General features: G+C 66.0%; 11 protein-coding genes. 5 read left to right on the plus strand and 6 right to left on the minus strand.

What is annotated here, in order from left to right; translation table 11 throughout:
• Positions 1-53: 53 nt before the first annotated feature.
• Positions 54-263: a cold-shock protein gene (locus KSS95_RS21915; protein ID WP_011535295.1), complete on the minus strand. Its 210-nt coding sequence runs from the start codon at positions 261-263 to the stop codon at positions 54-56.
• A 236-nt stretch (positions 264-499) separates the two neighbouring features.
• On the opposite strand from KSS95_RS21915, the gene plsB reads away from it, so the two are divergent.
• The 3 genes from plsB to KSS95_RS21930 all read left to right on the plus strand — a co-directional run bounded on the left by plsB (position 500) and on the right by KSS95_RS21930 (position 4,221).
• Positions 500-2,989, plus strand: a complete 2,490-nt coding sequence (gene plsB / locus KSS95_RS21920) for a glycerol-3-phosphate 1-O-acyltransferase PlsB (RefSeq protein ID WP_217849570.1) — start codon at positions 500-502, stop codon at positions 2,987-2,989.
• 110 nt (positions 2,990-3,099) lie between these two features.
• Positions 3,100-3,498 (plus strand): YbaY family lipoprotein, encoded by a 399-nt coding sequence (locus tag KSS95_RS21925; RefSeq protein ID WP_217849571.1) that lies wholly within the window; start codon positions 3,100-3,102, stop codon positions 3,496-3,498.
• A gap of 36 nt (positions 3,499-3,534) precedes the next feature.
• Complete coding sequence (locus KSS95_RS21930) at positions 3,535-4,221, plus strand: DUF4197 domain-containing protein (RefSeq protein ID WP_217849573.1); 687 nt, start codon at positions 3,535-3,537, stop codon at positions 4,219-4,221.
• A 77-nt stretch (positions 4,222-4,298) separates the two neighbouring features.
• Here KSS95_RS21930 and KSS95_RS21935 read toward each other — a convergent pair whose 3' ends face one another.
• Both KSS95_RS21935 and KSS95_RS21940 read right to left on the minus strand, forming a co-directional pair.
• Complete coding sequence (locus tag KSS95_RS21935; RefSeq protein WP_217849575.1) at positions 4,299-7,352, minus strand: efflux RND transporter permease subunit; 3,054 nt, start codon at positions 7,350-7,352, stop codon at positions 4,299-4,301.
• 6 nt (positions 7,353-7,358) lie between these two features.
• Entirely contained in the window at positions 7,359-8,456 is a 1,098-nt protein-coding gene (locus KSS95_RS21940; RefSeq protein WP_217849577.1) for an efflux RND transporter periplasmic adaptor subunit, read from the minus strand.
• Positions 8,457-8,639: 183 nt separating this feature from the next.
• On the opposite strand from KSS95_RS21940, the gene KSS95_RS21945 reads away from it, so the two are divergent.
• Positions 8,640-9,269, plus strand: coding sequence for a TetR/AcrR family transcriptional regulator (locus KSS95_RS21945; protein ID WP_217849579.1), 630 nt, complete (start codon positions 8,640-8,642; stop codon positions 9,267-9,269).
• A 75-nt stretch (positions 9,270-9,344) separates the two neighbouring features.
• Here the strand turns inward: KSS95_RS21945 and KSS95_RS21950 are convergent, their stop codons facing one another.
• A complete protein-coding gene (locus KSS95_RS21950; protein WP_217849581.1) occupies positions 9,345-10,127 on the minus strand; it encodes a class I SAM-dependent methyltransferase in 783 nt (260 codons plus the stop codon).
• 98 nt (positions 10,128-10,225) lie between these two features.
• On the opposite strand from KSS95_RS21950, the gene KSS95_RS21955 reads away from it, so the two are divergent.
• Entirely contained in the window at positions 10,226-10,843 is a 618-nt protein-coding gene (locus KSS95_RS21955; protein WP_217849583.1) for an energy transducer TonB, read from the plus strand.
• A gap of 2 nt (positions 10,844-10,845) precedes the next feature.
• Here the strand turns inward: KSS95_RS21955 and KSS95_RS21960 are convergent, their stop codons facing one another.
• Together KSS95_RS21960 and KSS95_RS21965 are read right to left on the minus strand one after the other, a co-directional pair.
• On the minus strand, positions 10,846-11,538 hold the full coding sequence (locus KSS95_RS21960; RefSeq protein ID WP_217849585.1) for an extensin-like domain-containing protein: 693 nt from the start codon (positions 11,536-11,538) through the stop codon (positions 10,846-10,848).
• Positions 11,539-11,544: 6 nt separating this feature from the next.
• Complete coding sequence (locus KSS95_RS21965) at positions 11,545-12,375, minus strand: isocitrate lyase/PEP mutase family protein (RefSeq protein WP_217849587.1); 831 nt, start codon at positions 12,373-12,375, stop codon at positions 11,545-11,547.
• Positions 12,376-12,388: the final 13 nt, after the last annotated feature.

Raw genomic sequence — 12,388 nt, forward strand, 5'->3', positions numbered from 1 at the left:
ATCAGGCTGCAAGTTCCACGGTCAACTTGCAGCTTGAGCGTACGGCCTAAGGCTTAGAGCCCTACCACGTCCTCGGCTTGCAGGCCTTTCTGGCCTTGCACGAGGGCGTATTCAACCTGCTGCCCCTCGACCAGGGTGCGATGCCCCTCACCGCGGATAGCCCGATAGTGGACGAACACGTCCGCACCACCTTCGCGCTGAATGAAGCCATAACCCTTGGCATCGTTGAACCACTTCACATTCCCAGTCTCACGAGACGACATCTGAACTACTCCGGATTTTTATTTTGAAGATCGCCTTGCAGGCACGGGATCAACTGCTCGAGGGCCCGTGCCAACGCCGCTTGCCCGAACTACCTTGCAAGCGGCAGGCCGAGTATATGACAGGCAACAAAAAAATTTCATGACGGCCGGGAGAATCGCCGAATTTTGCTGAACTTACGCAGATACGGCAGACTAACCGCCTGTAAAACACCGAAACTTCACCAGGGCCCCACCCCATGACCCGTTCTCCCCTGCGCCGCCTTATCTTCGGCGCCCTGCGTCGCGTGCTGTACCTGTGGGTGCGCTCCGAGACCATCAACCAGTCCTCGCTCACCCTCAAGCTCGACCGCAGCCGTCCGGTGTTCTACGCCCTGCCCTCGCCGTCGCTCACCGACCTGGCGGTGATCGACCACGAATGCACCAAAGCGGGGCTGCCACGCCCGGTGCTGCCGGTCAGCGTAGGCCCCCTGCAAGAGCCAGCCGCGTTCTTCTACCTGACTCCCGACCCGGACTGGCTCGGCCGCCATGACAAGCGTGGCGCGCCACCCACCCTGGAACGCCTGGTCGCGGCGATCAGCCAGCACGCCGAGGAAGATGCCCAGATCATTCCGGTGAGCGTGTTCTGGGGCCAGACCCCGGCCAGCGAGTCGAGCCCGTGGAAACTGCTGTTCGCCGACAGCTGGGCCGTCACCGGTCGCCTGCGCCGCCTGCTCAGCGTGTTGATCCTGGGGCGCAAGACCCGCGTGCAGTTCTCCGCGCCCATCCACCTGCGCGAGCTGGTCGCCCACAACAAGGGCCATGAACGCACCGTGCGCATGGCCCAGCGGGTCATGCGCGTGCATTTTCGCAATCTCAAGACCGCGGTGATCGGCCCGGATATCTCGCACCGACGCAACCTGGTCAAGGGCCTGGTCCACGACCCGCTGGTGCGCCAGGCCATCAGCGACGAGGCCGACCGCGAGAAGATCCCCTACGCCAAGGCCGAGGCCAAGGCGCTGCACTACGGCAACGAGATCGCCTCGGACTACACCTACACCGCCATCCGCTTCCTCGAAGTGGTGCTCAGCTGGTTCTGGAACAAGATCTACGACGGCATCAAGGTCAACCACATCGAGCAGGTGCAGGGTATCGCCCCGGGCCACGAAGTGATCTACGTGCCCTGCCACCGCAGCCACATCGACTACCTGCTGCTGTCCTACCTGCTGTTCCGCAACGGCCTGACGCCGCCGCACATCGCCGCCGGCATCAACCTCAACATGCCGGTGATCGGCGGCCTGCTGCGCCGCGGCGGGGCGTTCTTCATGCGCCGCACCTTCAAGGGCAACCCGCTGTACACCGCGGTGTTCAACGAATACCTGCACACCCTGTTCAGCAAGGGCTTCCCGGTGGAGTACTTCGTCGAGGGCGGGCGCTCGCGTACCGGACGCATGCTGCAGCCGCGCACCGGCATGCTGGCGATCACCCTGCGCAGCTTCCTGCGCTCCTCGCGCACGCCGATCGTCTTCGTGCCGGTGTACATCGGCTACGAGCGGGTGCTCGAAGGCCGCACCTACCTCGGCGAGCTGCGCGGCGCGAGCAAGAAGAAAGAATCGATCTTCGACATCTTCAAGGTCATCGGCGCGCTCAAGCAGCGCTTCGGCCAGGTCTATGTCAACTTCGGCGAGCCGATTCGCCTGAACAACTTCCTCGACCAGCAACAGCCCGGCTGGCGCGAGCAGGCGCTCGGGCCGCAGTTCCGCCCGGCCTGGCTCAACGACACCACCACCCGCCTGGGCGAGACCGTGGCCCGCCACCTCAACGAGGCGGCGGCGATCAACCCGGTCAACCTGGTGGCCCTGGCGCTGCTGTCGACCACCCGCCTGGCCCTGGACGAACGCGCCCTGACCCGCGTGCTCGACCTGTACCTGGCCTTGCTGCGCCAGGTGCCCTACTCGCCCCACACCACCCTGCCCGAAGGCGACGGCAAGGCGCTGATCGAGCATGTACTGGGCATGGACCTGCTGGCCGAGCAGAAGGACGCGCTGGGCCGCATCCTCTACCTGGACGAAGCCAACGCGGTGCTGATGACCTACTACCGCAACAACGTCCTGCACATCTTTGCCCTGCCGGGGCTGCTGGCGAGCTTCTTCCTCAGCAGCTCGCGCATGAGCCGCGAGCTGCTGGGCCAGTACGTACGGGCGCTGTATCCCTACCTGCAGGCCGAGCTGTTCCTGCGCTGGGCACCCGAGCAACTGGACGAGGTGATCGACCAGTGGTTGGCGGCGCTGGTCGAGCAGGGCCTGCTGCGCCAGGAGGGCGAGCTGTACCTGCGCCCGGCGCCGAGCTCGCGGCAGTTCGTGCTGCTGACCCTGCTGGCGCGGACCATCACCCAGACCCTGCAGCGCTTCTACATGGCCACCTCGCTGCTGCTCAACAGCGGCCAGCACACGCTGAATGCCGAGGAACTGGAAGAGTTGTGCGTGATGATGGGCCAGCGCCTGTCGATCCTGCATGGGCTCAACGCCCCGGAGTTCTTCGACAAGACCCTGTTCCGCCACTTCATCCAGACCCTGGTGCGCGAAGGCGTGCTACAGCCTGATGCCGACGGCAAGCTGGGCTACCGCGACAAGCTCGCCGAACTGGCCGAAGGCGTGGCCAAGCGCGTGCTGTCGGCCGAGCTGCGCCTGTCGATTCGCCAGGTGGCGCTGCACCGGGATGAAACGCCGGAGCCCGTGGCGCCTGAGTGACCATGAGTGCTTGCGCAGGCTGCAGGGGCGCCACCCGCCATGCTGTACGAAAAATCCGCTAAAGTCCCTGAGGTTGGCCACAAGCCAGCCTCATGTATACCGGAGACCCCATGAAAAAACTCTTGATGCTGTGCTGCGCGTCCCTGCTTGCAGCGTGCTCCAGCAACACTTCCTCGCCCCAGGCCAGGCTGGACGGCGAGGTCTTCTACCTGCAGCGCATGGCCCTGCCGGCGGCCGCCACCCTCAGCGTCGAGCTGCAGGACGTGTCGCTGATGGACGCCCCGGCCGTGACCCTGGCCCGCCAGGCCGGCCCGGTCAAAGGCAACGTGCCGCTGCCGTTCCACCTCGAGTATGACCCGGCCCAGATCAAGCCCGGCCACCGCTACGCGGTGAGCGCACGCATCGAGCTGGACGGCAAGCTGCTGTTCATCAACACCGAGCACCATGGCGTCCAGCTCGACGGCAGCGACAGCCTGCCGCTGCGGGTCAAGGTCGACCCGGTGCGCTGAACCCCGTTCGTTCCATTCTGCCCATAAGGAAATCCCATGCTTCGCACCTCCCTGCGCTTCACCACCCTGTGCGCCGGCCTGCTGCTGTCAGCCAGCGCCCTGGCCCTGTCCCTTGGCGACCTGTCGCAAAGCGACGCCTCCGGCGGCCTGAAGGACGCCCTCACCCAAGGCGCGCAGATCGCCGTCAAGCAGCTGAGCACCCCGGGTGGTTTCAGCAACAACCCAGACGTGCGCATCGAACTGCCGGGCAACCTGGGCAAGGCGGCCAAGGCGATGAAAATGTTCGGCAAGGGTGATCAGGTCGAAGCCCTGGAAACCAGCATGAACAAGGCCGCCGAGGCCGCTGTGCCGCAGGCCCAGGCGATCCTCGTGGATGCCGTGAAGAAGATGACCGTGACCGATGCCAAGGGCATCCTCAGCGGCGGCCAGGACTCGGCCACCCAGTACCTGAACAAGAGCAGCCGCGAGCAGATCCGCGCCAAGTTCCTGCCGATCGTCAAGCAGGCCACCGACAAGGTCGGCCTGGCCCAGCAGTACAACAGCTTCGCCGGGCAGGCCAAGGGCCTGGGCCTGATCAAGGATGACGCCAACATCGAGAACTACGTGACCGAAAAGGCCCTGGATGGCCTGTTCGATATGATCGGCAAGCAGGAAGAGAACATCCGCCAGAACCCGGCCGGTGCCGCGACCAGCCTGGCCAAGAAGGTGTTCGGCGCGCTTTGAGCCGGCCCAGGTGACGCGATCCCTGTAGGAGCCAGCCTTGCTGGCGAAAGGAGGGCACAGCCCTCCCCTGCGGTTTTTCAGTCTTTCCTGACCCTGAACCACGCGGCATACAATGCCGGCAGGAACAACAGGGTCAGCACCGTGGCCACGATCAACCCGCCCATGATCGCCACCGCCATCGGCCCATAGAACACGCTGCGCGACAACGGGATCATCGCCAGCACCGCCGCCAGCGCGGTCAGCACGATCGGCCGGAAGCGCCGCACCGTCGCCTCGATGATCGCCTGCCAGCGGTCCAGCCCCGCGGCGATATCCTGCTCGATCTGGTCGACCAAAATCACCGAGTTGCGCATGATCATCCCCGCCAGGGCGATGGTCCCGAGCATGGCGACGAAGCCGAACGGCTGGCGGAACACCAGCAGGAACAGGGTGACGCCGATCAGCCCCAGGGGCGCGGTGAGGAACACCATGAACATCCGCGAGAAGCTGCGCAGCTGGATCATCAGCAGGCTCAACACCACCACGATGAACAACGGCATGCCGGCGTTGACCGAGCGCTGGCCGCGCTCGGAGTCCTCGACCGTGCCGCCGACCTCCAGCAGGTAGCCGTCCGGCAGCTCGGCCTTGACCTGTTGCAGGGTCGGCAGGATCTGCTTGACCAAGGTCACCGGTTGCTCCTTGTCGTAGATATCAGCCCGCACGGTGACCGTCGGCAAGCGGTTGCGGTGCCAGATGATGCCCTCCTCGAAGCCGTACTCCAGGGTCGCCACCTGCGACAGCGCCACGCTCTGGCCGTTGTCGGTGGGCAACGCCAGGCTGCCCAGGTTGCCCAGTTCGCGGCGCTCCTCGGGGGTACCACGCAAGAGGATCTCGATCAGCTCGTTGTCTTCGCGGTACTGGCTGACGCTGCTGCCGGTCAGCGAGCTTTGCAGGAAGCTCGACAGGTGCGCGGTGCTCACCCCCAGCGCGCGGGCGCGGTCCTGGTCGATGTCGAGGTACACCGCCTTGCTCGGCTCTTCCCAATCCAGGTGCACGTTGACCACATGCGGGTTCTCGCGCACCTTGGCCGCCACTTCCCGAGCCAGGGCGCGGACCTTCTCGATGTGCTCGCCGGTGACCCGGAACTGCACCGGGTAGCCCACGGGCGGGCCGTTCTCCAGGCGCGTGACCCGCGAACGCAAGTCGGGGAACTGCTCGTCCAAGGTGGCGATCAGCCAACTGCGCAGGCGTTCGCGGTCTTCCAGCGACTTGGCCAGCACCACGAACTGGGCGAAGCTCGCCGCCGGCAGCTGCTGGTCCAGCGGCAGGTAGAAGCGCGGCGAACCGGTGCCGACATAGGCGACGTAGTTGTCGATGCCATCCTGCTGCTTGAGCATCGCTTCCAGCTGCTTGACCCGCTCGGCGGTGTTGTTCAGCGAGGCACCCTCGGCCAGCTTGAGGTCGACCATCAGCTCTGGGCGACCGGAGGCCGGGAAGAACTGCTGCGGCACGAAACGGAACAGCAGGATGCTGCCGACGAACGCGGCAATGGTCAGCACGATCACGGTCTTGCGCCGGCGCACGCACCACTCCACCAGCCGCCGTACCCGCTGGTAGAACGGCGTGCCGTAGGGGTCGGGGGCATGCCCGCGGGCAGCGTGCAGCTTGGCCAGGTCCGGCAACAGGCGCTCACCCAGGTAGGGCACGAACACCACCGCGGCCACCCACGAGGTCAGCAGGGCGATGGTCACCACCTGGAAGATCGAGCGGGTGTATTCACCGGTGCTCGAGGCGGCCGTGGCGATCGGCAGGAAGCCGGCGGCGGTGATCAGGGTGCCGGTGAGCATCGGGAAGGCCGTGCTGGTCCAGGCGTAGCTGGCCGCCTTGAGCCGGTCGTAGCCCTGCTCCATCTTGATTGCCATCATCTCCACCGCGATGATCGCGTCGTCCACCAGCAGCCCCAGCGCCAGCACCAGTGCGCCCAGGGAAATCTTGTGCAGGCCGATGCCGAAGTAGTGCATCGCGGCGAAGGTCATGGCCAGCACCAGCGGAATCGCCAGCGCCACCACCAGGCCGGTGCGCAAACCGAGGGAGAAGAAGCTCACCAGCAAGACAATGGCCAAGGCCTCGATCAGCACCTGGACGAACTCGCCGACCCCGGCCTTTACCGCTGCGGGCTGGTCGGACACCTTGCGCAGCTCCATCCCCGCCGGCAGGCTCTGGGCCAGGCGCGCGAACTCGCCTTCCAGGGCCTTGCCCAGCACCAGGATGTCGCCGCCGTCCTTCATCGACACGGCCAGGCCGATGGCGTCCTCGCCCATGAAGCGCATGCGCGGCGCGGGAGGGTCGTTGAAGCCGCGCTGCACCTCGGCGACATCGCCGATACGGAAGGTGCGGTCACCGACGCGAATGGGGAACTGGCGAATCTGCTCGACACTGTCGAAACGCCCGCTCACCCGCAGCTGCAGGCGCTCGCTGGGGGTCTCGAAGAAGCCTGCGGTACTCACCGCGTTCTGCTCGCGCAGGGCCTGCTGCACCGCGCTCAACGGCACGCCCAGGGTCGCCAGCTTGACGTTGGACAGCTCGATCCAGACTTTTTCGTCCTGCAGCCCGACCAGCTCGACCTTGCCCACGTCCTTGACCCGCTGCAACTGGATCTGGATGCGGTCGGCATAGTCCTTGAGCACCGCATAGTCGAAGCCGGCGCCGGTCAGGGCATAGATGTTGCCGAAGGTGGTGCCGAATTCGTCGTTGAAGAACGGCCCCTGAACCTCCGGCGGCAAGCTGTGCTTGATGTCGGCGACCTTCTTGCGGATCTGGTACCACAGTTCGGGAATGTCCTTGGAGTGCAGCGAGTCGCGGGCCATGAAGGTGACCTGGGACTCACCCGGCCGGGAGAACGAGACGATCTTCTCGTACTCGCCGGTTTCCATCAGTTTCTTCTCGATGCGCTCGGTGACCTGGCGCGACACCTCTTCGGCGGTCGCTCCCGGCCACAGGGTACGGATGACCATGGCCTTGAAGGTGAACGGCGGGTCCTCGCTCTGGCCGAGCTTGGTGTAGGACATGGCGCCGATCGCCGCCAGCAGGATCATCAGGAACAAGACGATCTGGCGATTGCGCAGCGCCCAGGCGGAAAGGTTGAAACCCATCGGGACTTACTCCTTGGCCGTCAGGTTCACGTCACGGTTGCTGCGGTCCACCGGGCGCACTTGCTGGCCTTCGCGCAGCACATGACCACCGGCGGCCACCACCCAGTCACTGGCCTGCAGGCCCTCGAGCACCGGCACGCTGTCGGCGCCGTAAGCACCGAGGCGCACCTGGGCGCGCTCCAGGCGGTTGCCCTGGCCGACCCGCCAGACATACGCCTGGCCGGCCTCGGCAGTGACCGCCGACAATGGCACCGCCAGTGGCGCGCGCTCGCTGTGGGCGATGAACACCCGGGCGCTCTGGCCCAGCTCGGCCGGGGCACTGCTGGAGGCGAAGGCAATCCGCGCGGCGAAGGTGCGCGAGCGCGGATCAGCCGCCGGGGACAGTTCGCGAATGCGCCCTTCGAAGCGTTGATCCGGGTGTGACCACAGCTCGACGCTGACCGCCTGGCCCACGGCAAAGCGGGCGAACTGCTGTTCCGGCAGGCCGATGGCCACCTCGCGCTCGCCATCGGCGGCCAGGGTGAACACAGTCTGCCCGGCAGCGACCACCTGGCCCACTTCGACCTGGCGCTTGGCGATAACCCCGGCCTGGGGCGCGCGCAGCACGGCGTATTCGGCCTGGTTGCCAGCCACCTCGAACTCGGCCCTGGCTTGCTTGAGCCGCGCCTGGCCGGCACGGTAGAGGTTCTCGGCGTTGTCGAACTGGGAATGGCTGACCATCTGCCGCTCGAGCAGTTTCTGGTAGCGGTCGCGCTCGGCGCGCACCAGCGCCAGGTTGGCCTCGGCCGCAGCCAGTTGGGCGCGGTTGGCCTCCAGTTGCAGGCGCACATCCTGTGGGTCGAGCTCGGCCAGGGGCTGTTCGGCCTTGACCCGCTGCCCCTCCTCCACCAGGCGCTTGCTGACCTTGCCGCCAATGCGGAAGGCCAGTTCCGGCTCGAAGCGCGCCCGCACCTCGCCCGGATAACTGTCGGCGGACGCCCCGGCGGGCTGGGGCTGGATCACCAGCGCCGGGCGCGGGGCCGCAGGAGGCGCGGCCTCCTGGCCGCAGGCGGTAAGCAGCACGATGGCAGCGGGCAGGGCGAGGGACAACGCACGACGCAACATGGGGGAGGACCTTTGGCAGAGGACGCATCGAATATTTATACTGGCCGGTATATTAAGTCAGCGAAACGGGCCGGGGAAGCGGGTAGACAGGAGAAAACGTGCATTCGCCATGCGACGTACGCTACAGCCGGACAGCCCGCGACCCGGTAAGATGCTCACCTTTCCCAGCAGATACGGTTTCCAATGTCCAACGACGCACCCATCGGCCCAGGCCGGCCCAAGGACCTGGCCAAGCGCGAGGCCATCCTCGAAGCCGCCAAGTCGCTGTTCCTCAGCCTTGGCTATGCCAACACCAGCATGGATGCGGTCGCTGCGGCGGCAGGTGTTTCAAAACTCACGGTCTACAGCCACTTCACCGACAAGCAGACGCTGTTCGGCGCGGCGGTCATGGCCACCTGCCAGAACCAGTTGCCGGACCTGATGTTCGAGTACCCCGAAGGGGTGGCGGTGGAAGATGTGCTGCTGAACATCGCCCGTGGTTTCCAGGCCTTGATCAGCAGTGACGAGGCGGTGAAGTTGAGCCGCCTGATCATTGCCCTGGGCAGCCAGGACCCCGGCTTCGGGCAGTATTTCTACGAGGCGGGGCCCAAGCGGGTGCTGGCGGGGATGGAGAGCTTGCTGCGCGGGGTGGACCAGCGTGGGTTGTTGCGCATCGACAATCCGTTGCAGGCGGCTGAGCATTTTTTCTGCCTGATCAAGGGCGCACCGGACTATCGCTTGTTGATCGGCTATGCGCCAGCCTTGGTCGGGGACGAGGTCGAGGCGCATGTGCAGGAGGCTGTGGGCGTGTTTGTGCGGGCCTACCGGCAGTAGGTGTTCGCCGGCACAGGCGCTGCCAGGCTATCGCTTGGCACCCGCCAGTGCTGATACGCAAACACCCAATCCGTATCAGCCCTTCAACGCCTTCTTGGGGTAGATATCGTAGCGGCTCGATTTGCCCTCCAGGCTGTGGCTGGGCTTGGGCCCGGCAATGATCGGCGCCTTGCGCGGGCGCTTGACCACCACCCGGTGCGAGGCCAGCGCCAAGGCGGCCTCGAGCAACGCCGGCGCATCCAGGTCATCCCCGACCAGCGGCCGGAACACGCGCATTTCCTTTTTCACCAGCGCGCTCTTGTCGCGGTGCGGGAACATCGGGTCCAGGTAGACCACTTGCGGCGCCTCGCCTTCCCAGGTGCGCATGCGCTCGATGGCATTGCCGGTCAGCAGGCGCATGCGCGCCACGATCGCGCCCACCTCTTCATTGCCCCGCGCCCGCGCCAGCCCGTCCTCCAACAGCGCAGCGACCAGCGGCTGGCGCTCGATCAGGGTCATCTGGCAGCCCAGGCTGGCCAGGACGAATGCATCCTTGCCCAAACCCGCCGTGGCATCGAGCACCTGTGGCCGCACGCCCTGGGCGATACCCACGGCCTTGGCGATCATCTGCCCATTGCCGCCCCCGTACAAGCGCCGGTGCGCCGCCTGGCCCTCGACGAAATCCACCCGCACCGGGCCCGGTGCCTGGGGGCCCAGTTGCTGGATCTGCAAACCCTCTCCCCCCACCTGCACGGCAAATTCCGCAGCCTCGTCCACCAGCGGCAACCCCAGGCGCTCAGCCCATGCCACGGCTTGCGCCTGGAATTGCGGGGCCAATGCCTCGACCCTGATACCCGTGCCCTGCTGTTGCTCTGCCATCCGATCCCGCACTCGCAAAAAAATTAATGAAAACCCGGCCAACGCCGATACAAGCCATATTCCCGCTATTCTGCCAGAGCACAACGCGCGCGACTGCCATGTCAGATACTCTTCCCATCGGCTTGACCTACCTGTCGCCCGTCGGCAACTACGGTCGGCAGAATACCCAGGCACTGGGTGGCGTCAGCCACCTGTGGCAGGATTTCTTCGCCCGCGCGATGGCCGAGCAGCAAGGCGAGGTCGACGGCACTGCCCAGGCCCTGGTGCAGTACGACAAGGAAAGCGGCGAACCCATCGGCGGCGCCCGCGCCCTGGCGCTGATCGATGCCCAGCGTGGCCTGCCGGTACACGACCGCGAAGTCGCACCGCCCGAGCCGCTGTTCCTGCCCAAGGCCGAGCTGGAGGCGCGCTTTCTGCCGCCTGCCCCCGAGCCGTTCAGCACCGCCGAGTTGATCGAGCAGCAACGCCAGCTGGACATCAACAACAGCTGGCTGCGCCCGGTGGTGATGAACCAGGGCCAGCCTATCGCCGAGCCTGGCCCCGGTCCTTCGCCGCGCCCGCTGTTCCTGCCGATTGCCGAGTTCGAGATGAACCTGCTCGATCCGGCGCCCGAGCCGTTCGACGACGCGACCCTGGCCCAGCAACAGAACGACCTGGAGTTCGATACTCACTGGGCACGCCCGGTGGTGCTGAACAATGTGCGCGTACACGCCTGAGTTCATCGGCAGATCTGCCAGAATCCCATGTCCAGGTGGAAGTGGTTGTGATGGGCGGCGTTATAGTCAGGCCCCAGCACAGTGCTGAAACTCTCGCAAGCCACCTGCTGCACCTCGCGCAGGAATTGCGCCTTTACCCCTTCCCCTTGCCAGTCCCGAGCCAGCAGGATGCGCTGGCCGTCCTTCAGGCGAAAACCACTGATATCCAGTGCATTGGCGGTGGCATGCTGGCTTGGACGCCCCTGTTTGCGATGGTAGACATTGCGGCAGGCGAAACTGCCAAGGTGATCGATCTGGGCCACCGGCTGCCCGAACGCACGCTGCGCCGCCGGTTGCAGCCCCTGCACCTCGAACAACGCATAGGCCACCGCCAGAGGGCAACTGGCCAGGAAACTGCTGCTCAAGCGCACACCGCCGCCCTCGATGCGCCAGACATTGCGCAATGGGCAGCTGGCATCGGCGGGGCTGTCCGCCTGCCTTCGATAGCGCAGGGACGAGGTTGCCAACGCCCGGCGACACAGCTCGGGGTCATCGCGCAGGCGTGACAGCTTATAGGGCGTCAGCAGGTTCGGTGCCTGCCGCACATCCAGCACCGCCCAGGGGTTCCAGGTATCCGGCGGGCGCCAGCCCAGCAACTGCCAAGCCAGGCCTACCAGCAGGAGCAGGCCTCCCAGCAGCGCCAGGCTCAGGCGCATGCGGCCTCAGCGGCGAAACAGTTGATTGAGCTGGGCAAAAGGCAGCGCCTGCTCACCATAAGTGAAAGTCCCCTGCTCCTGGATCTCCAGCGCTGCCCGCTGCAAGCCACCCAGCGCGGCACGGGCCAGTGACGAACCCACACTGATGCGCTTGACCCCAAGGTCCTGCAACTGGTTCACGCTCAACGGCACACCTGCCAGCCCCATCAACACGTTGACCGGCCTAGGCGCCACAGCCTGTACCACCGCACGGATCTCATCGACACTGCGCAACCCCGGCGCGTAGAGCACATCGGCCCCCGCCTCGGCATAGGCCTGCAGCCGCTTGATGGTGTCGTCCAGGTCCAGGCGCCCATGCAGCAGGTTTTCCGCGCGGGCGCACAGGGTGAAGGGAAATGGCAGGCTGCGCGCTGCCTGGACCGCGGCACGCACCCGCGCCAGCGCCAGCTCGAAGTCGTAGATCGGTGCCGCGCCCTGGCCACTGGCATCCTCGATGGAGCCACCTACCAGACCGGCCTCGGCCGCCCGCAGGATAGCCTGCCCGCAGTCCTCCGGCAGGTCGGCAAAACCGTTTTCCAGGTCTGCCGCCACCGGCAGCGGCGTGGCGTCGACAATCGCCCTGGCGTTGTCCAGGGTCTCCTCCAGGGTCAACGCACCTTCGCCATCCGGCCGCCCCAGGCTGAAGGCCAGGCCCGCGCTGGTGCTGGCCAGCGCCTCGAAACCCAGGCTGGCCAGCAATCGCGCGGAACCGGCATCCCACGGATTGGCGATGACGAACGCGCCATCACGTTCATGCAGCGCCTTGAAGGCTTCGGCTCGCAGGGTTTGCACATCCATGGATCAACCTCTC

Source organism: Pseudomonas muyukensis, assembly GCF_019139535.1.
Taxonomy (GTDB): domain Bacteria; phylum Pseudomonadota; class Gammaproteobacteria; order Pseudomonadales; family Pseudomonadaceae; genus Aquipseudomonas; species Aquipseudomonas muyukensis.

Bases quoted from the DNA above. Each gene is read 5' to 3' on its own strand.
- KSS95_RS21915 (WP_011535295.1), bottom strand. From the start codon at position 263: ATGTCGTCTCGTGAGACTGGGAATGTGAAGTGGTTCAACGATGCCAAG.
- plsB (WP_217849570.1), top strand. From the start codon at position 500: ATGACCCGTTCTCCCCTGCGCCGCCTTATCTTCGGCGCCCTGCGTCGC.
- KSS95_RS21925 (WP_217849571.1), top strand. From the start codon at position 3,100: ATGAAAAAACTCTTGATGCTGTGCTGCGCGTCCCTGCTTGCAGCGTGC.
- KSS95_RS21930 (WP_217849573.1), top strand. From the start codon at position 3,535: ATGCTTCGCACCTCCCTGCGCTTCACCACCCTGTGCGCCGGCCTGCTG.
- KSS95_RS21935 (WP_217849575.1), bottom strand. From the start codon at position 7,352: ATGGGTTTCAACCTTTCCGCCTGGGCGCTGCGCAATCGCCAGATCGTC.
- KSS95_RS21940 (WP_217849577.1), bottom strand. From the start codon at position 8,456: ATGTTGCGTCGTGCGTTGTCCCTCGCCCTGCCCGCTGCCATCGTGCTG.
- KSS95_RS21945 (WP_217849579.1), top strand. From the start codon at position 8,640: ATGTCCAACGACGCACCCATCGGCCCAGGCCGGCCCAAGGACCTGGCC.
- KSS95_RS21950 (WP_217849581.1), bottom strand. From the start codon at position 10,127: ATGGCAGAGCAACAGCAGGGCACGGGTATCAGGGTCGAGGCATTGGCC.
- KSS95_RS21955 (WP_217849583.1), top strand. From the start codon at position 10,226: ATGTCAGATACTCTTCCCATCGGCTTGACCTACCTGTCGCCCGTCGGC.
- KSS95_RS21960 (WP_217849585.1), bottom strand. From the start codon at position 11,538: ATGCGCCTGAGCCTGGCGCTGCTGGGAGGCCTGCTCCTGCTGGTAGGC.
- KSS95_RS21965 (WP_217849587.1), bottom strand. From the start codon at position 12,375: ATGGATGTGCAAACCCTGCGAGCCGAAGCCTTCAAGGCGCTGCATGAA.